We start from the raw sequence: 25,517 nt of genomic DNA, 5'->3' as shown, positions 1-25,517 counted from the left end.
TTTATTTTTAATTCTTCAGATAAATTAGGAGGAACCAAAATGGCTCAAAGAATTAAAATCGGTAAAAGTACAGTTACCACAACGCCCCTTGGCTTAGGTACCAACAAAGTCGGCGGTCATAATTTATTTGACGGTTTAAAGGACGAAGATGGTGTTGAAGTCGTTAAAGCCGCTTTGGAAGATGGTATTTCCTTATTGGACACGGCTTATATGTATGGACTCGGCAAATCAGAAGAGATTATCGGCAACGTTACACAAGATTACGATCGTTCAAAATTCGTGATCGCAACCAAAGCTGCTCAAGATCCGAATAATGATTTAAAACCCAACAATGATCCAAAGTTCTTAAAGAAGTCGGTTGATGATGCATTGCAGCGCCTGCAAACAGACTATATTGATATTTTCTATATTCATTTTCCGGATGACAAGACACCCAAGGCTGAGGCTGTTCAAGCATTGGCTGAAGAGAAAAAAGCCGGTAAGATTAAAGCAATTGGCGTTTCAAATTTTTCATTGGATCAAATTAAAGAAGCTAATGCCGACAATCAAGTAGATATCGTCGAAGATAACTACAGCCTCGTTCATCGCGAAGCTGAAAAGGAAGAATTCCCATATCTAAAGGAACATCAAATTTCGTTTGTTCCTTACTTTCCATTGTCATCCGGTCTACTAACTGGTAAATATACACCGGCCGATAACAGCAAATTCAGTCGATTCTCAAGCAAGCAATATACAGCCATCATGGCTGCATTGGAAAAAGTAAAGGCAATTGCGGTTGCCCACCAGGCAACGGTTGCACAAACGATATTGGCTTGGTACATTAAGAATCAGAATATCAGTGTCGTCATCCCCGGTGCCAGAGTAGCTGATCAGGTTCACAGCAACGCTCAAGCCATGGACATTACAATAAGCGATGATGAGTTCAAACAAATCGACCAATTATTTAAACAGTTCTAAATTTATAAATCCATAATGACAAAAGAGCGAGGCTGGACAAAATTTACTTTTGTCCAGCCTCGCTTCTGTCATATCAACTGTTTAACTAATAAATAAATACTAACTATAAATGAATGAGGTGGTCTACAAATGATTCTTGAACGACGAAATTTTATGGATGTTAAACAAATTGAAGCACAGCTCAAACAAACCAAATTCGAAGACCAGATTCCTGACTTAAAAAAGTTGGTCAACATCTATCAGCTTTGCCATTCCGGGGCAAATGAGATTGGTACCAAACTGGAAAACCTTGACGACGAATATTCAATGAACTACGATCATAATCCCATTCATCACATGGAAGAACGCATGAAATCAACAGGGAGTTTATTTGAAAAATTAAAGCGCAAAGGGTACACGCTCACAATCGAAAACGTTCGCGACCACATTCGCGACATTGCCGGTATTCGAGTTGTTACCAATTACATTGACGACATCTACACCGTTGAAGAAGCACTGTCCGAACAGTCTGATGTAACGGTTTTAAAACGCAAAGATTATATTGAAAACCCAAAGGAAAGCGGCTACCGAAGTTTGCATCTTGTTGTTTCTGTACCGGTTTTCCAATCCAAAGGTGTCTTTGACGTACCGGTTGAAATTCAGTTTCGAACGATCGGTATGGATATGTGGGCAAGTTTGGAGCACCAACTCAGCTATAAAACAGATGCCGATCCTAAAAAAGTTAAAGAACATGCTAATAACTTAAAAGATTATGCAAAGGAATTAAACGATATTGAAATTCGTATGCAGTCTATTTTTCGCGATCTTCAAAGTCATTGATAGTCGTTTATTGTGCGCGTCTTGGCTTCAATCCTTTTATTCCGTGTAATTGAATACCAGCCAACATTGATAACCAAGCATTTCGATAAAGTTTCGGTTGCTTTCCTTCAGCAATGCGTCTAATTTGCTCTTCACAATAACTGGTCACAATTATGGACTTTAATTTATCATCCAGCCAATTACTTCCCGTTGACAGCGGCAGCACAAATGGCTGATACCTTGACCTTAGGATTTGATTTGGCATATCCGTCATAAAGGCCATCGGTGTACATACACCAATTAATGAGGCATCTTGTCTCCCCAATGCTTCCTCCATTGCCGAGATGTGCCGAAAGCCACCACTTAATGCGATCGGCACATTTACCAACTGATTAATAAAGTGGACCTGACCGGAAAACCCAATTTGAGAATTTTCATAGTCATCACCGGCAATTTCAATCATATCAATTCCCAAAGTTGCCATCTTCTTAATGACCATTTCGAATTGCCTTTGAGTAAAACCGGTCACATCAATATCCGTTAAACTCAGCTTGAGACTGATAGGAAACTTTGGACCACAGGTCTCACGGATCCCCTGATAGATGTCGGTCAAAAATCGCATTCTATTTTCAATTGAACCACCATAATCATCCGTTCGATGATTCATCTTTGACGATAAAAACTGATTAATCAGGTACCCAAATGCACCGTGAAGTTGAACACCGGTAAAACCCGCTTTTTGTGCAATAACAGCACTTTTAACAAATTTTTGAACCAGTTCTTTTATCTCATTTGCTGTTAACGCCCGCGGCGACTCAAACGCACGCCGGTTCTTTCCGGTAATGGGAATGGCACTTGGAGCAACCGGCCGGCTTGAAAACATCTTAGGAGATTGCCGTCCTGGATGATTTAGCTACATCCATAATTGTGTATCATTGATCGTTCCATCTGCCGCCCATTGACGCAATTTGGGTAATACCCGGTCACTATCTACCACGATATTTCCCGGTTCTGCTAATGCATGCCGGTCGACCATAACATTTCCTGTGATAACGATACCGGCACCACCAATAGCCCACTGACGATATAGACGATTAAATAGGTGATTAGGCTGATGGTCATCCGTTGCCATTGTCTCGCTTAAAGCAGTTTTTACAAATCTATTTTTAATCGTTACACCACACGGTAAGGTAATGACTTTTGATACTTGTAAATAGTTCATTAACATTACGCTTCCCGTGTTAACAAGGCATCAATCTTATCAAAAAACTTTTTGGCTTTAACCTCGGTTACTAAATTAATCGGTCGGCCGTTTTGGCTTTCATACGTTTTACCCGCACTTGGTCCATTAACAATTACGTCGCCCTTAACATCTTTAGTCTGGACAATTTCAGGATATTGACTGGCAATGGCTGTCAAAACATCCCATAGATAATAAGTTGAATTAGCTTCATAAGACGAAACCAGTGCATATCCTTGACCAATCAAGTCCATCATCGGATATCGACGCAAATTAGCCCAGTGTTGCTGCACATCGGCATTCAGTGGCACCTGATTGGTACTCTCGAGACCTACCATCTGCATCTTAATCCTTGAATCCCAGACTGTTTTGACAGCATAAGGGTCCCAGTAAGCGTTCCATTCTGCGCTGCCGTCGTGCTTAGGCTCCAAAACATTTCCTTGGGTTCTCATTGTGCCGCCCATCCAATAAAGTCGCTCAATCTTATCAACAATTGTTGGATCAACTTCCAAAGCCCGAGCCAAGTCCGTTAACGGTCCAGTCATAACTAAAGTTGTTTTTTCATCTTCCTGCTGAATCTTATCGATCATGTCCAGATGTGCAGGCTTATCGGCAATCGGTGCCTTATCAGAACCATGTTCATTTAAAATCGGAAACGCATCAAATGAAAATGAACTCAACCGCCACTCTTTTGGAAATTGGTGTACCGCTCGAGAATTCGAAGCCGCCACCTTAACGTTTGAATGACGGCCAAATTTGGAAATTATTTTTCTAGAAGCGTCAACAGCCGGTTCGATATAACCATCTGCATCGATTACACCAACACCGGTCAGATGAACATCCGGCATCTGAAGCAATAGCAATAGTGAAACAAGGTCGTCAACATTACCGTCATGATCAAAATAAACATTTTTCAAAAGAACCCCTCCTAGTTGTTAAATCCAGTAACATCCCGTTATGAGAATCATACCTTATCCTATGCCCAGTTTCCAAGCGATAAATAAATAGCCTGAGAATCTGTTATTTTTGAAAGCATCGTCTGCCCCCACTAACAGTTCTCAAGCTGAATGTAACCGTTCATACAGTTAACTTATTGTTATCGGCGCCGATGCTTAACGACCGTGAAGAAATGCAGAATTGATCCTAACAAAACATAGAAAATCAACACAAATGACAGATAACTTATCCAAAAGCCCTGACGTGGAACTAAATGAAACCCAAACTGGATCCCCATTGTGACAAATGCCATAAATGCAATCATAAAGAATAATTCAATGTATCTTTTCACAGTGCTATCATCTCTTTTTCTAACAGAATTCAGACGTTTGCCCCATTCGAGACATGTCTGTTTTTTACTTTCAGGCAGTTCTGACATGCCATACGTGTTTGTCAGCACCAGTTCATGTAATTTAATGACACCGGCCGCCGACATGACCTTGTCAATTGTCCGAAAACTTTGATCGGTCACACCTGTTACCCAATTTTCGAATGCGCCGGTGTAACAATCCGTTATGTTTAAATAATGTTTGTCCTTAAATCGGTCAGGATGCGTCCCGCCTAAATGATCAATCCGAACCAGTCGTTCTCTCATACAATCAAAGAAATCTTTCATTTTTCCTGCCAGGCCACCCCAATAAGTCGGTGCCGCCAAAACCCAGACATCACTATTGAGCATTTTTTGTTCCAACTCATTTAATACCGGATCCTGCTGGTCCTTTCGATCCGGTTTAAACGGGTAATCTTCTAAGTAAATAATGTCTGTTTGGTTCGGGGCCTCAACACCAGCCAATACAGTCGCCAACATTTTCTCGGTAATACCATCCTTTCGATGGGCACCCAGAATTCCTAACACTTTCAAAAAACAATCCCCCCAGTCACTTATTTCAATTCTCTCAGTTTCCAATTACAAAGTAAACCTGTTAGATACTGAACATAAACTCAACGTTTAGAACCATGATGATCGTTGTTAATACATATCCTGATATTGTTATCCATGCCGGATTACGATGGCTTCCCATAAGGTTTCGATTGCTCGTTAATGCCACCATTGGATAAAGCGTGAATGGCAGTGCAATCGATAATGCAATTTGGGCAAATACAATCATTGCCTCAAAAGTTTGTTCACTGAACCCTACAATAAAACCAATCACCAAAATCGGAATTAATGTCACAAATCGGGTAATTAACCGTCTTTCCCACAGCGGCAAGCGAATGTTTAAATAGCCTTCCATAACAATTTGGCCTGATAACGTACTGGTAATCGAAGAAATCATTCCGGTAATTAAAAGCGCAAACGCAAACAAGGTACTCATCAGTGGACTGGCCAGTGAACCGACAATAGCTGAATTTTTTAACCCCTCATAAACATCGCGAAAAGCAGTCAACTGATTACCTTTATTAAAGAATAACGTCCCTCCCAGTATTAGCAACAGAGCATTAATTAAAAAGGCGGCTACCAAATGAACATTGGAATCCCATTTTGCAAACCGTAATGCTTCATTAACCTGTTTAGGGTTATTGTGATCGTAACGGCGACTCTGAGCCAGTGACGAATGCAGATAAATATTATGGGGCATGATCGTTGCCCCAATAATACCAAGACTTAAGATCAGTTCACGGTGAGTTGTTAAAATTTGTGGACTTGGAATCAGACCATTTAAAATGCCAGCAAACGCCGGATGCGCCCGAAAAACATCAATACCAAAAATAACACCGACAATCATGATAGCTGTCAGCACAATAAATTCGATCCGTCGAATACCAAACCTTAAAAATAACAAGACCATTAAAACGTCCAAAATAGTCAATAAAATACCATAAACTAATGGCAGGCCGAAAAGAAGCCGTAACGCAATTGAAGTTCCGACGACTCCGGTCATATCAGTGGCCATCATGGCAATTTCGTTAATAATCCATAGAACGTATCTGACAAGCTTCGGTACTTTTACCGCAATAGCCTGTGCCAAATCCTGCCGAGCTACGACACCAAGTTTTATGGCCAGCGTTTGCATAAACATCGCCACTAAAATTGATAACAATAGGACAGACAGCAGTTTGTATCGATACTGGCTACCTCCTGACAATGAGGTCAGCCAATTACCGGGATCCATATAACCAACCGCAACCAACGCGCCGGGACCACTATACGCCAAAAACTTTTGCACAAAAGATGTTTCATAAACACTAGGGACATCGACACTTTCATTAATTTCATCAAGACTCTTTTTCTTTTGCTCGTTCATCATAGCCACCCCCATCCTGCACTAACTGATTCTTACTGATTTCTGCAAGGAAGCTACAAAATGCATCGCTGGCATTCATGGGTGGCACCGCATCAAATACCCGACCGCCGCTTGCCCGAAAGGTTTGATAGTTCTGAACATTGTTTTCTTCGATTGTTTCCAAACAGTCTTCAACAAATGACGGTGTCACAATCAAAACGTTTCGCTTTCCCATCGCCGCTAGTTGCATCAACGTATTTTTGAGGTATGGTTTTAGCCACGGCATTGGTCCGAATTTGGACTGAAAAGTCATCCTGATTTTTTCATGAGGTAACTGTAAAAATTTTGTAACTGCCGCCGTTGTTTCACGACACTCTTTTAAATAGGGATCTCCATGTTTAACCATGGCTGTAGGAATGCCATGATAGCTGAAAATCACTGCATCGTAATTTTTTTGCTGATAGGATTGATCGATTTGATGGGCCAATAGCTTTTGATATTGCGGATATTGATAAAAGCTCTTGATAATTGTTGCTTTAATCCCAGAATCGGCCACTTGTTGAATAATGCCGCCATGCGTACTTTTTGTATATTGGGGGAACAACGGCAGGACGACGATCTGGTCATCACCGGCTTCTTTCATTTTATGTAACTGCTGACCAATATCCGGTTTTCCATACGTCATCGCATACTGAACATCCCAATCAGTAAGCTCTTTTTGAATTTTCTCACACATTATCTTTGTATAAATCACTAACGGCGACCCGCCTTTTCGCCACATGTGCTGATAAAAGGTAGCTGAACGCCAAGTCCTGGTTGGTAAAATAATCCCCCTTAATAAAGGCTGCCAAAACCATTTCGGCAATTCAACAACGTGCTGGTCACTTAAAAATTCCTGTAAATAGGCTTTAACGTCCTTATTCAAGGGCGAAACCGGTGATCCCAAGTTTACCAATAGCAACCCCTTTTTAACCATTATCAAACGCCCCTTTCGTATAGTATAAGTGGTACTGCTTCAACACGCTTTTATGAATTCTATTGCATACTTGAATTCTATGCTTAAGCAAAAACGATTACAATTTTATTTTAGCCGGGAAGTGAAAATTTCCAAGATTGTTTTCAAGAATCATGACTTATCCATCGCATTCACCTGAATTGTTGAGTACAATGGTAGATATAGAGGGGGGACGTGATCAATTGTGAATAAATCCGAACAGTTCCTGGACTTTTTTAACAAGGCTTATAACGAACCCGATAAGCATAGTAATTACAGCACTAATAGCGAATTACGTTTCGATAGTCGCTCAGATGCGCTAACCGTTAAACGCTTATTAGAAGATCAAAGCCCATATGCCAAATACTATCACTTGAGCGCTGAATACATTAATCCAAACCAATCGATGCAGGTTGGCTGGTATTTGACTGTTAGAAAAATAGCCGATCCATCAAAAGACGATCAGTCATCAGAAGACCACAACGATCCAAATTCGAATAATCATCCAAAAAACACACATTAACTTATTAGGAGGAAAATCATTTATGGCTAAAATTCCAGATATTACATTAAACGATGGCTACAAGCTTCCGGCACTTGGATTGGGAACGTACCAAATCCGTGGCGGTGAAGGCGTCCAACAGATTCTTACCGCAATTAAAGACGGTTACCGTGCTTTGGATACAGCTACTAATTACGATAACGAAGGCGTTGTCGGTGAAGCGATCCGTGAATCCGGTATTCCCCGTTCGCAATTCATTGTCACATCAAAACTTCCGGGCAAGTACCATGAATATGATGAGGCCACCAAGGCAATCCAGGAATCAATTTATCGCTTAGGCGTTGGCTATCTTGATCTGTATGTGATTCATTGGCCACTACCTAAACGTGATCATTACGTTGAAGCCTTCCAAGCAATGATCGATGCAAAAAAGCGGGGCTTGATTCGCTCAATCGGCGTCTCAAACTTTGAGCCGGAACATCTTGATCGTGTTATCAAGGAAACAGGTGTCACACCGGCGGTTAATCAAATTGAAATTCATCCTTACTGGGTTCAGGAAAGAATGCTTGCAGAAGATAAAAAACGCGGTATTCTCACTGAGGCATGGAGTCCGTTAGGTCGTGGCAGTGCCGCTCTAAAGGAACCAATCATTCAAAAATTAGCTCAAAAATACAATAAAAATGTTGGTCAAATCATTTTAAGATGGCACGTTCAGCGGGGAATTGTGCCAATTCCAAAATCAACAAATTTAAACCATCAACGCGCTAATTTGGCTATCTTTGATTTCGAATTAACACCTGCAGAAGTCAAGGAAATCAATGGTCTGAATAAGCAGGACGGTCGAGTTGACGGACAAGATCCAAATGTCTATGAAGAGTTTGAATAGAAGTCGATTTATCCCTTAATTTGTCTTAGCTCCCTTATAATAATCACCAAAAGGGGGCCTTTATAATGGCACAGGAATTAGGAACAACCGACCTCGGAACTTACGACTACGTTTCACGTGTTTATAATGAAAACATGCGGCTTGAAAATTATAAATTGCCAACCACGTCCGGTGATGGGGAAATAATTTTCTTTGATACGGATGAAATCAATCTTACTATGGAAATTAAAGAACAACGGGTTGAAAAGATCACGATTATCACACCTGCTCCTCAATCTTCAACCTACATGCAGGTCTTCGAAGGATTCGAGTTTGGACTTGATGCATTGGGAACTTGGATTAATACGTATCACCGTTCAACTTCGACCCATGGACCGGCATCCGATGTCGTTAACGGTATATTGGCAAGTTACAATACGACTAAAAATAATGTGTTAACAGTTAGTTTAACGAGAGCCAAATAAGAAGGGAAACTCCATTCTCTTCTCTATTGTTTGTGTTAAAACCAGGGACCCGTTTTATTCGGATTCCTGGTTTTTTGTGCTGTTGAAAAAGCTATAATAGGGTATCAACACTGTTAAGCCAATCATTAGTTGAAAGGATATTATGACCAAACTCACACAAAAAACATTTAAAGAAACTTATTTTTATAAAACTGATTTAGTGAAGATCTGTCGAAACTACGGGTTGCCGACCCAAGGAACTAAGGCTGAACTAAATCACTACATTGATTGCTTCTTATCCGGCATCCCTGCTAACCAGATAAAGCCAGCAAGAACTTATCAAAAAGCGCCTTCGCTTAAAATGTCTGAAATCAGCCTGGATACACCACTGGTTGGGTCCGGATTTTCATTTAACAATGAGGCTCGACAATTTTTTGCGACCTACTTTAATGTCAAAAAATTTTCGTTCACAAAAGAAATGGCTGTTATTAAACGAAAAGCCGAAGCCGATCAGAATTTATCAATCACAGTAGGTGACCTGATTAATCGGGCTAAAGAAATGACGGATTCAAAACAAACTTGGTTAAAGGACCTTCCAGAAGAACAGACTTATCAATGGAATAATTTTGTTAAGGGCTTCTGTAACAGCCCGAAAAGCCATGAACTTAATAGAAAAATGAAAGTTGCAGCCATTCTTTGGCATCACGTTAAACATTCTACAGGGTCCAAACAGTATCATGACCGCTTATTGGATCAGTTTTCTGAAGATATTAAGCCTTATCATATAAAGAATCATTAACTCACCAGTTTTTCAATCCAGATATCACGTTGACTTAACTTTTGTTCACGCAAATCATATGTCGTAATTGCTAATAAAATAGTGTTAAAGATAATCATCCAGAAAATAGATCTCGGTGTCAATATCGCGCCGTCTAAACCGAAAATACCAAAATTCCAAAGACTGTGAAAAACAATCGGCAATAATAGTGAACCCGATCGAATATAGATGGCACAAAACAGACACCCTATCGAAAAAACATTAACCATCTGAATAACCGTGGCAGTTAGATCCTGACCCGTTAAATTCAAAACGTGGATAAGGGCAAACAAGAGGCTGGAGATACCAATGGCTGAATAGAGATCCTTATGTGTCCAAGTGCCGATTGCCTTAAGAATTTGGGGAAAAATGAGTCCTCTAAAGAGATATTCTTCAGAAATACCAATAAAGGTGGTCCCGATTAGAATATGCCACAATGCTATTAAGGACTTAAAAGATATTTGATAGAAAAACGTGATTGACCAAGTAATGGCCAGAAGAAGGATCAAAATGGGACTTGAAATAAAAGCAAGACTTTTAAAGGACCCGGAAGGCCGATAAAAAACAGCCTGTTTTATGTAGAAGGAGTTAAGTATCCACGCAATAACAACTGTCGGTAACTCCTGTAAACCAACCACCCAAAACCAGTCCAACGCTTGAAGTTGGTGCATTAACGGCCGAGTTAATATTGGTAAAGCGATTATTATTAATGACGTCAACCCGATTATAATGATGATGTTAACCCAATTCTGCTTTTTCACTACGAGTCACATTCTTTTCTAATTTACTTGCTTAAATTTTATCGCTTTTGTGATTAATTAAGAAACAAATAACAGTATTTTCTTATTCAAACTGATTTGAGGTTACAAAAAGGGCCGCAAAATAATTGCCTCTAGTCGTAACCCATTAACCCACGAATCGAAAAAATTTTATTTCCAATCATCCTCGTGATCATAATCCAAACTGGCAGATAACTGTCGCCACGTTTCAACATCATATTGAGCGATTAAAACATTTGAATTACCCTACCACTGATCGATTTTTTGACTATTTCGAGCAGTCGCTACAACCAATTCATTTTGAGCAATCAACTCATCCACCAGACTCTTTCCAAAACCGGTTGAAGTTCCGGTTATAAACCACACTTTTTGTGCCAAGACTTGCCAACTCCCTCTATAATAAGTTAAAAGAAGCGTACCGCATATTGCGAGAACTGCCTATAGGCTTAAACAAAAGAAAAGAGGTTGAGGGTAATCCCTTACTTTGCCCGTCATATTTTATCTCTAAGTTTAATTTACTATCAAAGGGCGGAAACTATTATATGTCATTAAAGAAGTCCGCTAATAACCACTATTTCTTATAATCATCAGTCTTTCAATCAAAAAACTGCTGGCGTTAATCACCGGCAGCTTTTTGTTCTGGTTTTATTAACTTGTTTTACCCTTATTCAATACTTTCAAAAGCTTTTCGTTCTGCGCAATCAAAATCCAGTTTTGTTCCATAATTGCACGTAAAAAACCAATTTTTTCTTGATTTGAGCGATCGGTAAAATTAGCAGTGTCACTGTCTCGCAATAATTTTTTACTATCAAGTTCGCTTAAAATCGCTTCAACATGGGTTTTAGTTTCTTCACTCAGGTCGCTTAATCCACGATCTGCCATGATCCCATCAACCCTACGATTATCAAATAGTGCCATCGCCACAACTTCCTTTCCAAGTTAAGAAAAAGACCTAACTAATCCCTCTTGTAGTTGACATCAATCTCATTACAATTGTGCCCATGCAGAGGAACCAATTGATGGGAACAAGTAGACCAGTCTACCCAGTTCTGCCGGTCCAAACTTAAATTCAATTGCCGGCAATAACGTATTAATGACATTTTCAGCCTGTTCGCTAACCTCTGTCACGCCCACCAAATGATGTTGCTTATCAAAGACCAATGAATTATCACCCATGGTCTCATTATCAACTTGACGATACCAATCATCCGGTAGGTAGTTAGTTTCAATTTGATAACCCTTTTCCTTACCATCTTCTACGGAAAGGCCTGCCTTGGCAATTCGCGGTGACGTGAAGACAACGGATGGAATAACCGGATAGTTAATCGGATCATTGCTTTGCCCTGAAAAACGCTTAGATAAGTAAGTCGATTCAAAAATGGCCGTTGGCGTTAACTTAGGTTGTGCTTTATCAATCACGTCTCCTGAAGCATAGATGTTATCAACGCTGGTTTGTAAATAATCATTGACTTCAATTCCGTGTCGGTTGTATTTAACCCCGATTTCGTCCAAACCAATTTTTTCAACATTTGGCATTCGGCCGGTTGCATCCAGAATCCAATCAACAGTTAAGGCATGATCATCCCCGTAATGGACTTCAACTTGATCACCGGATTTCTTAAACGAAGAAACGCCGGCATTTTTTACGAACTTAACCCCTCGTTTCTCCAAATCTTTGACAACTTGGGCAACATAAGGGTGATAGAAGTTTCGAAGTGCTCGGTCACCATGCATGAGAACTGCAACATCGGCTCCCGCGGCATTGGCAATAGTCGCAAATTCCATACTAATGTACCCGGAACCAATAATAGCAATCTGTTTCGGCAATTTGGTTAAACTCATAAATGCACGACTATCATGAGCCAATTCGGTTCCTGGAATATCCAAACGGTGTGGACGCAATCCGGTTGAAATGACAATTTTTTCAGCTGTCTTCGGTTGCCCGTCAACTAATACCGTATGATTATCCTTAAAGGTCCCTTTCCCATGAATCACGTCAATACCGGAATCCTTAAGTAAGCCGCCAATCATTCCTGGCAAGCCCTTAATGACATCCTGCTTGTGAGCCTCACTCTTGGTCCAATTGATGGATAATTGTCCTTCAACAACGCCCTGAAGCCGTTCAACTTCCCTAGTCAATGCCACAGGTGCATCCAATGTGATTTTTGCGTTACATCCATAATTCGGACAGGTACCGCCAATCATATCTTCTTCAATGATACCAACCTTGACACCGGAATGCGCAAGGGGGATCGCTCCATCAAAAGTCCCGTGACCACTGCCGAGATATAAAACATCATAATCGTATTGATTTGCCATAAAATTGCCTCCAGTCTTAAAATTAGAAATCAATCAGATATAAGTACCATTCTATTGCACACAATTAATTCACTCTTTAATTGTAAGCTATTGAAGAGTAAGATACAAAAATTAAATATATCTAAATTATATCCATGTTAAATCAGCGTTTCTGATTTTTTTGATTTCCTACCACTGTTTTTGTGAGGAAGGTTCCATAGTTCCCTAAATTAACCATATAAAAGAATGCTTAGTTTTTCTGTATTAACAAATCTATTGGACAAAGAATGGCAAAATTAAGAATCGCATGATTCTGGTAACGCATATATGTCCTTTCTGAAAGATAGCCCAATTGATACTTGTCAGCTAACTGCTGACAGATTTTAGGAACTGTCCAATGACATAAATAACGCCACCTTAATAAGTCTGCCAAAAGACTACTGACATCATCTGTTTCACGCATGACATCCAAAGTCTTCTGACGAACTTGGCATTCAAAAGATGCTTTGGCCAACTGTTTTTCCTCTACAGGACTTAAAACTCTGATTTGTGACGCTTGCCTTAATCTAAGGGTTGTTAAGTGCCATGAGTCGTACTCTTTCAAAAATTGTTTGGCTTTTTTTATAGTTGCTCCCTGATTAATCTGATGATTGATTGTTTCAGTACTCAAAATAATCCCCCTTTTTTCTGAACGTTTGTTCGTTGCTTTTGATTGTACAAACGTTCGTTCGTTTATGCAAGTTAAATTCCGTATAAAGCCCTTAAAACATTCTAAGCTTTATAGTGAATCGATTATCCGACGGGATATTTGATTCACTATTTTAGTTTTGTTCTAAACTTTAAATAGTGGTGAAACTATATGCCGTAAGAAGTTTAGACGCTTGACGTCGTCCTTAAAACAGGCAGTTTTACTTAGTAATTAGTATTCTCTTCGAAGAATGTCGACACTTGATGTCCAGTTTAGAAAATTAGAAATAATTACCTTAGTAAATACGTTCCAACCACTAACAGCTATTTAGGAGGGTTTAAAAATGAGCATTGTCTTTGGCATAGATGTAAGTAGTCGTGATTCCAGTGTTTGTGTACTTCAGAGTGGCGCCACACGAGAATATAAGATCACTAACGATACTATCGGCTTTAAAACTCTGTTGATAGATCTAAAAGAATACGCCGAACATCCACAAATCATCTTAGAAGCAACTGGAGTTTATTCACGCAGAATTACTAGATTTTTAGATGAATACGATTATGATTATGTTCTTCTTAATCCTTTAAAGGCTAAGAAAGAAATTAATCAGGGCTTACGTCGCAATAAAACCGATCGCAATGATGCTTACCATTTGGCACTAGCTCAAGATCGAAATCAGCATCAACCTAATCGAAAAGAGCCTGAGGTTTATCATCAATTGCAGTCTTTAAGTCGGGCTTATGAGGAATTAACTCACGATATTATTTCTTCCAAGAATCGACTTCATAAATATTTACAGTTAACTTTTCCAGAATTAGAAACCATTTTCAATAACTCTAGAGGTGTTAATTACTGGTATTTAGTTGAGCTCTTTCCGCACTGCCAAGATGTTAGAAATCTTGAAGTATCAACCATCGCTAAGCAAATTAAAGATTTTAAAGGTTATGGTATTAACCGTGCTCAAAAACTAGCTATTAAACTTAAGCATCTCGCGGATTTAGCTTATCCAGCAGTTGATCAAGACGACCCGGAGCGTGATGAAGTGGTTTATTACGCCAATAGATTATTACGGCTTACAGCTGATCGCGAGCGGAGATCAGAGGCAATGATTAAATTAGCTAAGACTTTGCCTAATCGCGATCTAGAAATCTTAATGAGCATTCCTGGTATCGCTGAAATAACTGCTGTCCGAATTCTAGCCGAATTAGGCGACATTAGAAGATTCAGTAATCCAAACAAGATAAATGCTTTTGTTGGTATTGATCCAGGTAGATATCAATCAGGGGAAAAAGATTCTAATTTAAGGATCTCTAAGCACGGCAATGCCGTTGCGCGGAAGATTCTTTATCGTGCAATTGGACAAATCGATCTAGCGGCTAAGACTAGTCCATGTCATATAGCAGATTACTATGAACGAAAAAAGCAATTTTCTCAAACGAAGGGGTTCAAGAAAATTGCCATTGCTTCAATCCATAAACTGCTTAGAACGGTCTATATTTTGATTATCACTGATCAAATGTATGATTACAACGTAGCCAACAATAATCAAAAAGACTTTTGTCGCAATTAATTGATCAGGTTCATTATAGCCTAAGTTAACTTCAAAGAAGTAAATTCTTTGAAGCCTTTTGTGATGCTCCTAATTTAGAAATAAAACGCCTCAATTAAAGCAATAATGCCAAATATGTCAGAAGTTAAAACTTTAGAGTCCTAATATACTTGACTTTACGTAGAAAACTATAGTTATCGATTCACATAATTTGACTACAACTACTCTTTAATGCCGTTTATTTATCATTGAAGATTCTTTGACACGTGACGTTTGCTTGCCTTTCTGCTCATTTTTATAAACTGAATAAGCCTTCTCAACTTTTGCCGCAATCGTTTCATCGGTTAGTGACAGGCCCAGCACTTTTAACTTTCTATTAACAAACTTAATGGCTTCTTTTTTTCGCTGATCACCCGTTAATTCACTAAGAACTACTAGTTCCGGAATAATGGTTGCCGCCAACTGATCAGCTAGTGCCAAAGCCTGAAGCTTTTCATGATTTTGTTCGGTTTTGATTTTTTCCTTAATCAGCGGACGAATTAATCGATAAATTGCCAGTAGCAACATCGCTAGAAAAGTAAAAAGTCCATTAGCATCCGCCCAATGGATCCATTTTAAAACTTGGCTAAACACGGTTATCTCTTCTTTCTGTAAATCGACCAAGGTCATCAATTTTGTAGAGTTAGTCTAAAACAAATTAAAGGATAAAAACCGCCAATTCACTGCCACATTACTGCCTATTTATCGTTAATCATAAGAAGCCACCAAAAAACAACACAAGAGTCCCATTAATCTTAGTGTTAAAGATTAATGGGACTTTTGTATTGACAACCTGTCAGTAAATTGGCACTTAATTGACAGCTAAGTGGCAGTTTTTATATTGAATTTCACGATAAGCTATAAGCGTCAAATCGATTTGATACAGAAAATCTTTTAATTCTGGAATTAGAAGATTTAAATCCAAAAAATTAAATTTAGAAAGAGGTAATTATTATGGCAGTAAAGAATGTAACACCTGAAAAGCAGTATACATTTATCAATTTACCAAGCACGCATGTAGTCCAAAAAGCTTACTTTGATATCCCAAATAACTTTGTATATGCTTTGCAGTTATATGGAGAGCGTCCAACAAAGCAAGCAGTGCTTTCCCGTGCTCATATTTCAGAAGGAACTATCGATTTTCAACATGGTGCTGAAAAAATGATTCTATCAGATTTTGGTCATGGGGAAACTTTAGATATGATTCCTAACAGTGGTGTTAATCCAACTTTCTGGATTACAACGCATGCGTCAGATAGCACTTACAAAGGTGATTATTGGGGAACTCAGATTGGGAAATTACAATTTGATCCAAACAGTGGTCCCGTTAGTTTTACTTCTCTAAAACGATTAGCTAGTATCAGTCATGCCGGAAAGCTTGCTGATAAAGATAAGGCACGTTTCTCATTACGGCGAGTGGATGCTGCTCTTTCCAGTAATGGTCGCTACTTAACAATCCTTGCAGAGGGGACAAATGGCAAATTACATGCTATGAAACTAATGTTATTGATGAGTTATTAAATCAATCAACGACAAATTATATTAGTTGTGGACAAACCGAAATGCGGACCAGACATGGCGCCGATGGTGGTGCTTTGGTCAGTTCGGTCGATTTTACACACCATTTTCCGTGGGATTCTATGCAAGGAATGGAATTCTCAAATGATCTCAAAGTTTATCTTACCGGGGGGCAATGGACTGCAGGAGGAAAAGTTGAAGCACCTCATATTTTGAAAGGAAATTGGGACTGGAGTAAATATGAAGCGGTTGCCTTACAAGTTGATAATGTGCAATATGCAGAAACAGAGGGGGTACAACTTTATGGAGATAATGTATATGTTGGTGTAGAATTTCACGAAAATGGTACTGGTGAAGCTAAGCATACAGTTCAAGTATTTAAAAAGAATGAATTTACGGTATGATGTGCGTATCCAGATTAATCTTTAAAAAATTAAAACCAGGATTATTCAGGTAAATTAAAGATCTCGTAGCATTAGTTTTGAAAAAACAACTAACGCTACGAGATCTTTTAGTAATTGATTTTAGGATTGCTTAGATTTTTAGTTACTTAGATTTTCCAATGACAAGCACCTGCCCTTTAAGCCCATCGCTAATTGGCAGATATTTATTTGATAGGTATATCCCGATGATAAGTTTATGACGGCGCGTTGCAGCACCATAACCATTCGCATTTAGAAGTTGCTCAATCCTTACATATTTTTGATTAATTGAGAGATGATCAGAATGCATATTCAAAAAGTCATTTAACTTACTTATTTTATCGTATGGTAAAGCAATATTACTTATATTATACGTAGCTGAATTTAACCCTAAACCAGCTTTGGCTAAATCAAGTGAAACGGTACTATTTGGGAATAGAGCCATTACTTTGCGAGTTAGTACTTGCGAAGGGGATAATTTAACATATCGCTGATACTCGTGATTATTGTAGAAGTTCAAAATATCGACTGTACGGATGCTCTGAAAATTTGGATTATGTCCCTGTTTCAAGTAACCATGCCAAACATAGCCAATTGCCTTTACAGGCTTATTGTCAGCAACAACTTGACTCACATGATAATAAACGGACTTTTTGCCATTATGTTCAAAAATTGCAACCGCATTTCTGAGCCAAGTCGTGTTCGGATAATTTTTTAAATGATGTCGTATTTTACTATGGTTTAAATTCCAAACCGCAGCTGAATGTTTTGGATTTTTGGCATAATATAGCGGGCCGTTATGTTTTGGCGTTTTCTGGTTATCATATTTAATATTGACTAGCTTATATGAAGAACTTGCAACCGCAGGAGAACTAGCGTAAATACCACTTCCAATAATTAGGCCAATTATTAACAAAAAAAGTTTTTTCATTATTTTTCTCCATCTTTTGGGACTATAGCGACTAATGTGTTTTAAATGTAGATTCATGATTATTTTTGTTAGAAATTTAATATCCATTCTCTTTAATATATCTAGTTAATGCTTTTTCAACTACTTCTTGAATTGTTTTATGATCATTTACTGCAATGATCTTGATATCCTTAAGGATAGAACTGACAATTCTAACTGTTTTCAACTGTTCTTTATTTGGCATTTTCATTCTCCCTGACCACTAAAACACCAGTGTTATCAATGTTTTTATCACTTCAACAAATTACGTTTATCATAACCTTCATTGTACGCTTGCTTAATTTCCTGATCAATTAAGTAGTGATCTAGCAATAGGTCTTCTAAAGCTTTGCTAAATGATTTGTCCTCCATGGTAGCATGTTTCTTTAACTGCTTTTGTAGTTCCGTTTGTAGGTAGTATGAAAATTGCTTTCCATCCTCTGAACTCCTATAAAAGCCCTTTATTTTGTCAAACTTATTAATTTTATACAATTAAAAGCGCTCTTTTGTTTTAGAATATGCTTTTGATGGCTCAGATTCAACAGTATAGCAAAACAGACTGAAATATAAGTCGAAAAAACATTATTTTAAAAAAATCCAATAAAATCAGTTTACAGAGAACGCTGATTTTATCGGATTTTCGCTTTGGAGTAAGAATATTATAATACTGTTTTTACTTTTGTCCAGACCTCCTACACTAAGAAGAATGAGTTTTTCTACATCAGATTTTTGACAGGGAATTTAAAATTAACAAAAACTCAACACCTAATTATCAATTTCTAAACCAACACACTAGATTTAACATCCCGGGCCATTTCAAAATTATCAGTAATAATTCCAGCAACGTGGTCCGCTAAAAGCGCACGCTGCTTTTTAGGATCGTCAATCGTCCAAATTCGCTCTTTGATATTTCTCAGTGGTTGGTAGTGACTAAGATGCAGGCCTGATAGGTGAGCATCAATCATGAGTTCCCTTGGATGTCTCAGAATATGGTTGGAAAGCAGGCAATATTGTTGGTTGGGATCAATTCGATAAGCGTCCTTTAAGGTTTGTAGAGAAAAGGAGGAATAAATCACCGGATGGACCAAGTCATAATTACCGACCATATCTAAAACAATTTGTTCAATATTTGGATAATGAATCTTGTTGGTTTTAAATTCCAGATTCAAATAAACCGGTTTCTGTCTTGCCAATGACAACAAGTCTTTCAAACTAGGAATGGCTTCACCATTTTCCAATTGGAACTGTTGTAATTCTTGGTAGGTATATTCCCGGATCTTTCCCCGACCGTTAGTTGTTCGATTAATTTTTTCATCATGTATCACAACAGGCACATTGTCTTTTGTTAAATGAACATCAAATTCCAGTCCATCTACGCCATGTTCGATCGCATATTCAAAACCACTCAACGAATTTTCCGGAAATTTATATGGATAACCACGATGTCCAAAAATCAAAGTTTCGTTTGTCATTTTGAGGATACTCCTTTTCTAATCAACCTTTACTCAATTTCTCTCTTACACTCCGAACGTAAACCGCTTTGGTTCGCACACTACTTATAATCCCCGTTTGCTCTATTTGTTGTCTTCAGGTTTGTATTCATCCCTTGACTCGCTGTTGATAAAGCCTTTGGAATACTACCGCCGTCATAAACCGTCTCCATCGCTGTTTCTTCCATTTCCCGAGTAAGTTGCATCCCCTCCATTAAGATTCCCGAGTTTGTATCATTTGGCTTGGCAGCAGCCAACTGCTCGCCGGGCACTTTGGCTTCAGGCTGTTTCGCATATAAACTCTTCAAAGCAGGCTGACTCTGAGATTGACTGTTCAACGCTAAATACCCGGTCGCTTTTTGCCAGTTGGCCTGGCTATCCGGCCTCTCAGCGTATTTAATAAATTCAAATGCGCCCTTTTGGACTTTTGTCGGTTTATCATTGGAAATCCATAATGCGGCTCCTCCGATTCCCACACCATTGGCTTTTTGACCATTTGGATGTGGGAAGTATGAAATACCCAACTTATTTTTGTTGCCGGTTGTTAATTGACCAATATAGGCTGATGACTGAACAAAGATACCCAATTTACCGGCCAAAAATGCCGCAATCTCATTTGTCTCGGCACTTGCACCGGAACCATAGTTAACAAAATCACCAGACTTAATATTCGCTCGGATCCATTTTAGATATTTAACAGTTGTCGGATTGTTTAAATCAATTTTAGTTGGGTTACCGACATGGCCATCCCCGTGATTAACCAATGACGTTTTAGCATTGGCTAACGCTTCTTCCATTAACCAGCCATAAATTTCCATTGTCATTCCCTTTACCTGGTGATGTGATCGTTTGTATAGCTGTTCAGCTACCCGAGTGACATCACTATAACTTGGTGATTTGGCAGGTGGGGTAATATGATATTTCTTCAGCAAACTGGCATTGTAATAAAGAACCGGTTGTGATGTATTAAACGGCATTGCCAGTTGTTTCCCCTTATTAGAATAGAAGGAACGAGCAACCGGTGAAATATCACTAACATCATAGTTATCTTCATCGATAAATTTCTGGACAGGTGTTGTGTACTTGCTGTGCATCATCTGAGCGGTTGAAATATCAAAGGACTGGAACAACGCGGGTGATGCACTGGAGCCATGACTTTGAATGATTTTTTGAACCGCTTCATCATAGGCACCCTGATACTGCGGAATAACTTCGTACTTACTTTGCGATTTGTTAAACTTATCCACCATTTGATCCAAAGCAACCTCTGCAGGCCCGCCCATTTCGTGCCATAAAACAACGGGGGTCCTTCCGGCTTTGGCTGAGGTTTGTTTATGAGCAGATGTGAAAACAACTGCGCCAATCACAACCACCACAACTGCAACAACCGGTAAAATGTGAGCGCGTAAAAAGGCTGCGAGTTTCTTAATCATTTAACAGCACCTTCATTCATACCGGATTTGAAGTAGTGTTGACCAACAAATAACACAATCAAAGTTGGAATCACGACGATTGCAGCTGTTGCCTGAATCATGCCCCAATCATTAAAAGTTTCTTCTGATTGCAACTGCCGAAGCCCATTTTGAACCGGTCGAAAGGCATTGCTGAACGTGGTTAACATTGGCCATAAGTACTGATTCCAAGCTCCCAAAAAGCTATAGGCTCCTAAAGTAATGAGACTGATTCGATTATATGGCATGACAATTTTCCAATAGAATTGAAAATGTCCCAATCCTTCAATGTCGGCCGCTTCCTTTAATTCATCAGGCATCTGCATAAAAGATTGGCGAAGCATGAACGTACCAAATGCCGATGTCAGGAAGGGGACGATCATAGCAGAATACGTATTTAGAAGGCCCATCGCCTTAATGGTCATAAAGTTAGGAATAATTTCGGCTTCAAACGGCAGCATCATGGTTGCCAAAAACAGAATAAATAATACTTTTCGGCCTTTAAATTTCAAAAAAACAAAAGCATAGGCACTCATTGAGCAAAAAATTAATTGCGCAATGGTTGTCACAATTGAAATCCATAAACTATTTCCCAAATATTGTAAAATCGGTGTTTGTGTGAATGCGTCAACGTAATTTGTCAGGGAAATGTGTAGGCTTAGGAAATTCCCTTTTGCAATATCCATCGTCGGCAGCAGACTGGTCCAAGGCCCGATTAAGAACGGTCCTAACACGACCACGGTCAAAATAATTAGCAAAACATAATTTAAAATTTTGTGTGACAATTTTTGTTTGGCAACAATTTCCATTAGTAGTTCACCCGCTTTTCCAATACTTTAAATTGAATCAAGGTGAAAATTGCAATGATAACCGTTAGTATGAGTGATTCGGCACTTGCTTGTGCATAGTTACCACTGTAAAAGGCATCTTTATAAATTCGGTAAACCAGCATGTTGGTAGCGTTGGTTGGACCACCTTTAGTCATCAAGTCAATTAATCCAAAACTCTTAAACCCTTCAATTAAAGTAATAATTGATACAAAGAATAGCGTTGGTGAAATCATTGGAATCGTAATGTGAAATAGCTGATAGCGAGGTGTCGCACCCTCAATGCTGGCCGCTTCATATAAAGTTGTCGGAACCGACTGCATCGCGCCCAGTAGAATTAAGAAGGTAAAGCCCAGGTTCATCCAAACAGTCGTAATAATCACAGCCAGCATGGCCCAAATAGGATCCGTCAACCAATTAATCTGTGGTAGATGAAGCCAGGTGCTGACAAGTGATAGGAATCCAGTAGAAGGATTGAAAATAAACAACCAAAAGATTGCGGCAACCGATACCGAGACACCCATTGTAGCCGAGAATAACGTTCGAAAAATACCAATTCCTGCCAATTGTTTACTAGCGTAATTAGCTAAAACCAATCCCAGTACAATGGTAATAGCCGTCACTGCTAATACATAAACCATCGTTACCCCTAGACTGGAGAGATAGTCAGCTGAAGTAAGCAGATTGATATAATTTGACAAGCCAACAAACACTGTTGGCTTACCGACCGTATTTGTTAAAAATAAACTTAGGTAGAGTGTCCGAAACATTGGATAAAAAATGAAAACACTCAGAATCAATAATGACGGACCAAGAAAAATCCAAGCATAGTATTTATCTTTTGCATTTAACCAAAAACCGGCTTCGCTTTTTTCAGCTTTTGACTTTGTATGATCTGCAGCGACTGGCGCCGTGGAAGAGTGCGTTGCTGGTGATTTAAGCATGGACAGCTTCCTCCTTTGTTAAAGCAATTTGTTTCCCATCATTATCAAAGAATAAGAGATGCGACCCAATCCCAATTTTAATTGGTTCATATCCTCTGAAATTAACCTGCCCGGACAAGACGGCTCGAACATCATCCCCACTATTTAAAGTTGCGTAAATAATTGTTTCATTACCCAAAAATTCAGTATTTTTAACAACTGCATTTGAATCAACGGATTCTGCTCGCGCAACGGTTAGTTCATCAGGGCGAACACCGATCCGCAGACTGTCAATCGGGATCTCTTCGTTTAAAGCAACTTGCATATTATTTGTCGCAAAGGTCAAAATATGATTGTTTTGAGTGGAACGTTTTGCGGGCAGAATATTAATTTGCGGTGTTCCAAAAAATTGTGCTACGAATTCATTGGCGGGATGTTGATAAATCTCAGACGGCGTACCAATTTGCTGAACATGCTGGTCGTTTAAAACCATAATGTGATCAGCCATGGTCATTGCTTCAACTTGATCATGGGTAACATAGATCAATGTGAGACCTAATTTGCGTTGTAAATTGTAAATTTCCTGACGCATCTTAATTCTTAGTTGTGCGTCCAAGTTTGATAATGGTTCATCCATTAAACAAATATCTGCATCACTGGCAACCGCACGGGCCAAGGCAACACGCTGTCGTTGCCCACCGGATAATTCACGTGGCTTACGCTTACTAAAATCAGATAGACTAACCATTTTTAAGGCATTATCGACTCGATGCTGAATATCGGATTGACTAAGCTTACGGGCTTTTAACCCAAAAGCAACATTGTCCCAGACACTCAAAAATGGATATAATGCGTAGTTTTGAAAAACCATCGTTAATTTACGAGCCTTCGGTGGTAATTCATTGACAACTTGATCGTTTATTCGAACCTCACCATCCGTGATTGGGGTTAACCCGGCAACCATCCGTAACAATGTACTTTTACCACAGCCGGAGGGACCAACGATCACGAAGAACTCGCCGGTCTGTACTTCAGCTGAAACATTTTCCAACACCTTGGTTTGTTGATCATAATCCTTTCGAACATTTCTTAACGAAATTGACACATCCGCTCACCTCAACTTAGTTATTTTGACTACACAGCTATTGTGGCAGTTCAATGTAAAACCTGTGTTGAAGGAGTGTAAAAGTGATGTAAATATACAAGTATGCGGATCAAAGTGGTTAGCATCCGGAGCATAAGGCGTCAAATTGGGAAATCCTGAACTTGGATTTAGCTCCTTGTATGGCAGGAATCAGTCTTTTGGAGCAGTCCTAATCCAGTATGTGGAGCAAAACAAATGACACAAAAAAGCTAAAGCAAAAATCTAATTTGCCTTAGCTTTTTTAAAATCATTATTCAATTAAGCAAGTGAGCCCGATTGTACTTTTTCAGCAGCTTCAAAGTTGTTGGTAAAAATCCCGGCAACGTTTTGCGCGAACAAATGCTTTTGAATCTTTGGATCATCAACAGTCCAGATCCGCTCTTTAATATTTTTCATTGGCACATAATGGCTTAAATGAAGACCCACCAAGTGTTCCTTAGTGACCAGCTCACGAGGATTCTTGATGTCATGTTCTGACAAAAAGCAATACTGCTGAGTTGGATCAATCTTATAAGCGATTTTAAGTGAATCCAAGTTAAACGATGAATAAATAACCGGATATACCAAATCATAGTTTTTCACCATATCCAACACGATCTTTTCAATGTTTTCATAATGAATTTCATTGGTCTTAAATTCCAAGTTGAGATGAACCGGTTGCTTATCAGCAATATCCAACAACTCTTTTAAAGTTGGAACCCGTTGACCATCACTAAGTTGGAACTGACGTAATTCAGAGAATGTATATGAGCGAATTTCACCGGTACCGTTTGTGGTCCGGTCAATCTTTTCATCGTGCATAATGACAGGAACGTTGTCCTTGGTTAAATGGACATCAAATTCCAACCCATCAATTCCATGGTTAATCGCATATTTAAACCCGGCTAATGAATTTTCCGGGAATTTGTGGGGATAGCCACGGTGACCGAAGATCAATGTTTTCTTTAACATAGTATTTATAATTTGCTTCCTTCCAAAAACAAGTTTTATTAATCATTTTCATAGATTTTCACGTTGTTACGGTACATGTTAGCACCTTATCTGAAAGTTTCAAGTTTAAATAAGCATTTGTTTGTAACATTTTGTTTACTAATTATAACAAATGAACAGATTTAAATGGGAAAAACCGTTTCGGTTAATTTCTCACCCAAATGCCAGAGTTTAGCAGCATCATCGGTGTCAATCGACCATGGTCGGACACCGACTTTTGATTGACTGTCAGCAGAAACAGCGTGACTAATATTGCAATCTTCTATGAAGACGCCGCCCCGCTCAGTCAACTGATCACTGGTGGCTGCCCATAATGTACTTGCGGCGCCCTGACTAACCGTTTTGAAATAATCATATTCGGACTGGCGGTGAAAACGTGCTTTAATGGAGTGTCCTGCATTAATAATGTGTGTTAATTCAAGTTGATTCAATGCAAAAGAAGAGGCTCTTTTCAAAGGCTCGTGATTAACATATCGACTGAGTTCAGTTCCTGGGACTAGTCCTGGGTGAACCGCAAAAGCATGTATGCCATTTTTTTGACCGCGCTTATTAAGTTCCACGGCAAAGAGCGCATCAGCCGCCTTTGATTGGG

Annotated in this window: 31 protein-coding genes; 9 read left to right on the top strand and 22 right to left on the bottom strand. The window is 39.1% G+C overall.

Annotated features, from left to right (window positions below; genetic code table 11):
- The first annotated feature begins 39 nt into the window (after window positions 1-39).
- Together HMPREF0519_RS01500 and HMPREF0519_RS01495 are read left to right on the top strand one after the other, a co-directional pair.
- The gene (locus HMPREF0519_RS01500; RefSeq protein ID WP_003634038.1) at window positions 40-957 is read left to right on the top strand and encodes an aldo/keto reductase; all 918 of its coding nucleotides are present in this window, start codon (window positions 40-42) and stop codon (window positions 955-957) included.
- Between the two features lie 129 nt (window positions 958-1,086).
- Window positions 1,087-1,776, top strand: a complete 690-nt coding sequence (locus tag HMPREF0519_RS01495; protein ID WP_003551152.1) for a GTP pyrophosphokinase — start codon at window positions 1,087-1,089, stop codon at window positions 1,774-1,776.
- A gap of 7 nt (window positions 1,777-1,783) precedes the next feature.
- Here the strand turns inward: HMPREF0519_RS01495 and HMPREF0519_RS01490 are convergent, their stop codons facing one another.
- From HMPREF0519_RS01490 to hemH, 6 genes are all read right to left on the bottom strand, one after another.
- The gene (locus tag HMPREF0519_RS01490) at window positions 1,784-2,638 is read right to left on the bottom strand and encodes an oxidoreductase (RefSeq protein WP_003634036.1); all 855 of its coding nucleotides are present in this window, start codon (window positions 2,636-2,638) and stop codon (window positions 1,784-1,786) included.
- 30 nt (window positions 2,639-2,668) lie between these two features.
- Complete coding sequence (locus tag HMPREF0519_RS14200; protein WP_225429085.1) at window positions 2,669-2,977, bottom strand: beta/alpha barrel domain-containing protein; 309 nt, start codon at window positions 2,975-2,977, stop codon at window positions 2,669-2,671.
- Between the two features lie 5 nt (window positions 2,978-2,982).
- The gene (locus HMPREF0519_RS01485) at window positions 2,983-3,912 is read right to left on the bottom strand and encodes a nucleoside hydrolase (RefSeq protein ID WP_003634033.1); all 930 of its coding nucleotides are present in this window, start codon (window positions 3,910-3,912) and stop codon (window positions 2,983-2,985) included.
- A 179-nt stretch (window positions 3,913-4,091) separates the two neighbouring features.
- Window positions 4,092-4,898 carry a flavodoxin family protein gene (locus tag HMPREF0519_RS01480; RefSeq protein WP_003634031.1) on the bottom strand — a complete coding sequence of 269 codons (807 nt, stop codon included), beginning with the start codon at window positions 4,896-4,898 and terminating at the stop codon, window positions 4,092-4,094.
- Window positions 4,899-4,914: 16 nt separating this feature from the next.
- Entirely contained in the window at window positions 4,915-6,240 is a 1,326-nt protein-coding gene (locus HMPREF0519_RS01475) for an Nramp family divalent metal transporter (RefSeq protein ID WP_003634029.1), read from the bottom strand.
- A complete protein-coding gene (gene hemH, locus HMPREF0519_RS01470) occupies window positions 6,209-7,192 on the bottom strand; it encodes a ferrochelatase (protein ID WP_003551143.1) in 984 nt (327 codons plus the stop codon). Before hemH ends, HMPREF0519_RS01475 begins: the two co-directional genes overlap by 32 nt.
- Window positions 7,193-7,415: 223 nt before the next feature.
- On the opposite strand from hemH, the gene HMPREF0519_RS01465 reads away from it, so the two are divergent.
- The 4 genes from HMPREF0519_RS01465 to HMPREF0519_RS01450 all read left to right on the top strand — a co-directional run bounded on the left by HMPREF0519_RS01465 (window position 7,416) and on the right by HMPREF0519_RS01450 (window position 9,840).
- Window positions 7,416-7,733 (top strand): hypothetical protein, encoded by a 318-nt coding sequence (locus HMPREF0519_RS01465; RefSeq protein WP_003551141.1) that lies wholly within the window; start codon window positions 7,416-7,418, stop codon window positions 7,731-7,733.
- Window positions 7,734-7,755: 22 nt separating this feature from the next.
- Window positions 7,756-8,598, top strand: a complete 843-nt coding sequence (locus HMPREF0519_RS01460) for an aldo/keto reductase (RefSeq protein ID WP_003551139.1) — start codon at window positions 7,756-7,758, stop codon at window positions 8,596-8,598.
- Window positions 8,599-8,663: 65 nt separating this feature from the next.
- Window positions 8,664-9,062: a hypothetical protein gene (locus tag HMPREF0519_RS01455; protein ID WP_003634026.1), complete on the top strand. Its 399-nt coding sequence runs from the start codon at window positions 8,664-8,666 to the stop codon at window positions 9,060-9,062.
- A 142-nt stretch (window positions 9,063-9,204) separates the two neighbouring features.
- Window positions 9,205-9,840 carry an SAP domain-containing protein gene (locus tag HMPREF0519_RS01450; RefSeq protein WP_003634024.1) on the top strand — a complete coding sequence of 212 codons (636 nt, stop codon included), beginning with the start codon at window positions 9,205-9,207 and terminating at the stop codon, window positions 9,838-9,840.
- Here the strand turns inward: HMPREF0519_RS01450 and HMPREF0519_RS01445 are convergent.
- The 5 genes from HMPREF0519_RS01445 to HMPREF0519_RS01430 all read right to left on the bottom strand — a co-directional run bounded on the left by HMPREF0519_RS01445 (window position 9,837) and on the right by HMPREF0519_RS01430 (window position 13,605).
- The gene (locus HMPREF0519_RS01445; RefSeq protein ID WP_040472607.1) at window positions 9,837-10,619 is read right to left on the bottom strand and encodes a CPBP family intramembrane glutamic endopeptidase; all 783 of its coding nucleotides are present in this window, start codon (window positions 10,617-10,619) and stop codon (window positions 9,837-9,839) included. The two genes, HMPREF0519_RS01450 and HMPREF0519_RS01445, sit on opposite strands and share 4 nt — an antisense overlap.
- A 264-nt stretch (window positions 10,620-10,883) precedes the next feature.
- Complete coding sequence (locus HMPREF0519_RS14560; protein WP_003634021.1) at window positions 10,884-11,015, bottom strand: hypothetical protein; 132 nt, start codon at window positions 11,013-11,015, stop codon at window positions 10,884-10,886.
- 270 nt (window positions 11,016-11,285) lie between these two features.
- Window positions 11,286-11,555, bottom strand: coding sequence for a hypothetical protein (locus HMPREF0519_RS01440; RefSeq protein WP_003634019.1), 270 nt, complete (start codon window positions 11,553-11,555; stop codon window positions 11,286-11,288).
- 69 nt (window positions 11,556-11,624) lie between these two features.
- A complete protein-coding gene (locus HMPREF0519_RS01435; RefSeq protein ID WP_003634018.1) occupies window positions 11,625-12,956 on the bottom strand; it encodes a dihydrolipoyl dehydrogenase family protein in 1,332 nt (443 codons plus the stop codon).
- Between the two features lie 229 nt (window positions 12,957-13,185).
- A complete protein-coding gene (locus HMPREF0519_RS01430) occupies window positions 13,186-13,605 on the bottom strand; it encodes a hypothetical protein (RefSeq protein ID WP_003634015.1) in 420 nt (139 codons plus the stop codon).
- A 361-nt stretch (window positions 13,606-13,966) separates the two neighbouring features.
- On the opposite strand from HMPREF0519_RS01430, the gene HMPREF0519_RS01425 reads away from it, so the two are divergent.
- Window positions 13,967-15,193, top strand: a complete 1,227-nt coding sequence (locus HMPREF0519_RS01425; RefSeq protein WP_003634013.1) for an IS110 family RNA-guided transposase — start codon at window positions 13,967-13,969, stop codon at window positions 15,191-15,193.
- Window positions 15,194-15,400: 207 nt separating this feature from the next.
- On the opposite strand, the gene HMPREF0519_RS01420 is transcribed toward HMPREF0519_RS01425, so the two are convergent.
- Window positions 15,401-15,805: a phage holin, LLH family gene (locus HMPREF0519_RS01420; protein ID WP_040472606.1), complete on the bottom strand. Its 405-nt coding sequence runs from the start codon at window positions 15,803-15,805 to the stop codon at window positions 15,401-15,403.
- A gap of 360 nt (window positions 15,806-16,165) precedes the next feature.
- Between HMPREF0519_RS01420 and HMPREF0519_RS14555 the strand changes: the two genes are divergently transcribed.
- Both HMPREF0519_RS14555 and HMPREF0519_RS14550 read left to right on the top strand, forming a co-directional pair.
- Window positions 16,166-16,732, top strand: a complete 567-nt coding sequence (locus HMPREF0519_RS14555; RefSeq protein WP_003634008.1) for a helveticin J family class III bacteriocin — start codon at window positions 16,166-16,168, stop codon at window positions 16,730-16,732.
- A 41-nt stretch (window positions 16,733-16,773) separates the two neighbouring features.
- Window positions 16,774-17,133: a helveticin J family class III bacteriocin gene (locus HMPREF0519_RS14550; protein WP_003634007.1), complete on the top strand. Its 360-nt coding sequence runs from the start codon at window positions 16,774-16,776 to the stop codon at window positions 17,131-17,133.
- A gap of 142 nt (window positions 17,134-17,275) precedes the next feature.
- Here the strand turns inward: HMPREF0519_RS14550 and HMPREF0519_RS13040 are convergent, their stop codons facing one another.
- The 10 genes from HMPREF0519_RS13040 to HMPREF0519_RS01365 form a co-directional block, all read right to left on the bottom strand.
- Window positions 17,276-18,082: a hypothetical protein gene (locus tag HMPREF0519_RS13040; RefSeq protein ID WP_003634006.1), complete on the bottom strand. Its 807-nt coding sequence runs from the start codon at window positions 18,080-18,082 to the stop codon at window positions 17,276-17,278.
- A gap of 76 nt (window positions 18,083-18,158) precedes the next feature.
- Window positions 18,159-18,305: a hypothetical protein gene (locus HMPREF0519_RS13805; RefSeq protein WP_162255373.1), complete on the bottom strand. Its 147-nt coding sequence runs from the start codon at window positions 18,303-18,305 to the stop codon at window positions 18,159-18,161.
- A gap of 47 nt (window positions 18,306-18,352) precedes the next feature.
- Window positions 18,353-18,592 carry a hypothetical protein gene (locus HMPREF0519_RS01400; RefSeq protein WP_003551075.1) on the bottom strand — a complete coding sequence of 80 codons (240 nt, stop codon included), beginning with the start codon at window positions 18,590-18,592 and terminating at the stop codon, window positions 18,353-18,355.
- Between the two features lie 287 nt (window positions 18,593-18,879).
- Entirely contained in the window at window positions 18,880-19,572 is a 693-nt protein-coding gene (locus HMPREF0519_RS01395; protein WP_003556719.1) for a glycerophosphodiester phosphodiesterase family protein, read from the bottom strand.
- Window positions 19,573-19,652: 80 nt separating this feature from the next.
- A complete protein-coding gene (locus HMPREF0519_RS01390) occupies window positions 19,653-21,023 on the bottom strand; it encodes an ABC transporter substrate-binding protein (RefSeq protein ID WP_003634000.1) in 1,371 nt (456 codons plus the stop codon).
- Window positions 21,020-21,850, bottom strand: a complete 831-nt coding sequence (locus HMPREF0519_RS01385) for a carbohydrate ABC transporter permease (RefSeq protein WP_003633998.1) — start codon at window positions 21,848-21,850, stop codon at window positions 21,020-21,022. The genes HMPREF0519_RS01390 and HMPREF0519_RS01385 overlap by 4 nt, the downstream gene beginning before the upstream one ends.
- Window positions 21,850-22,812 carry a carbohydrate ABC transporter permease gene (locus tag HMPREF0519_RS01380; protein WP_003633996.1) on the bottom strand — a complete coding sequence of 321 codons (963 nt, stop codon included), beginning with the start codon at window positions 22,810-22,812 and terminating at the stop codon, window positions 21,850-21,852. Before HMPREF0519_RS01380 ends, HMPREF0519_RS01385 begins: the two co-directional genes overlap by 1 nt.
- On the bottom strand, window positions 22,805-23,896 hold the full coding sequence (locus tag HMPREF0519_RS01375) for an ABC transporter ATP-binding protein (RefSeq protein WP_003633994.1): 1,092 nt from the start codon (window positions 23,894-23,896) through the stop codon (window positions 22,805-22,807). The genes HMPREF0519_RS01380 and HMPREF0519_RS01375 overlap by 8 nt, the downstream gene beginning before the upstream one ends.
- A 297-nt stretch (window positions 23,897-24,193) precedes the next feature.
- Window positions 24,194-24,886, bottom strand: a complete 693-nt coding sequence (locus tag HMPREF0519_RS01370; protein ID WP_003556711.1) for a glycerophosphodiester phosphodiesterase — start codon at window positions 24,884-24,886, stop codon at window positions 24,194-24,196.
- A 161-nt stretch (window positions 24,887-25,047) separates the two neighbouring features.
- Window positions 25,048-25,517: SDR family NAD(P)-dependent oxidoreductase (locus HMPREF0519_RS01365; protein ID WP_003633991.1), on the bottom strand; the 470-nt coding region annotated here is incomplete at its 5' end.

It is taken from the genome of Lentilactobacillus hilgardii DSM 20176 = ATCC 8290, assembly GCF_000159315.1.
Lineage (GTDB): Bacteria > Bacillota > Bacilli > Lactobacillales > Lactobacillaceae > Lentilactobacillus > Lentilactobacillus hilgardii.
The sequence above is the reverse complement of the archived record's forward strand: the minus strand, read 5'-3'. Positions and strand labels throughout refer to the sequence as shown.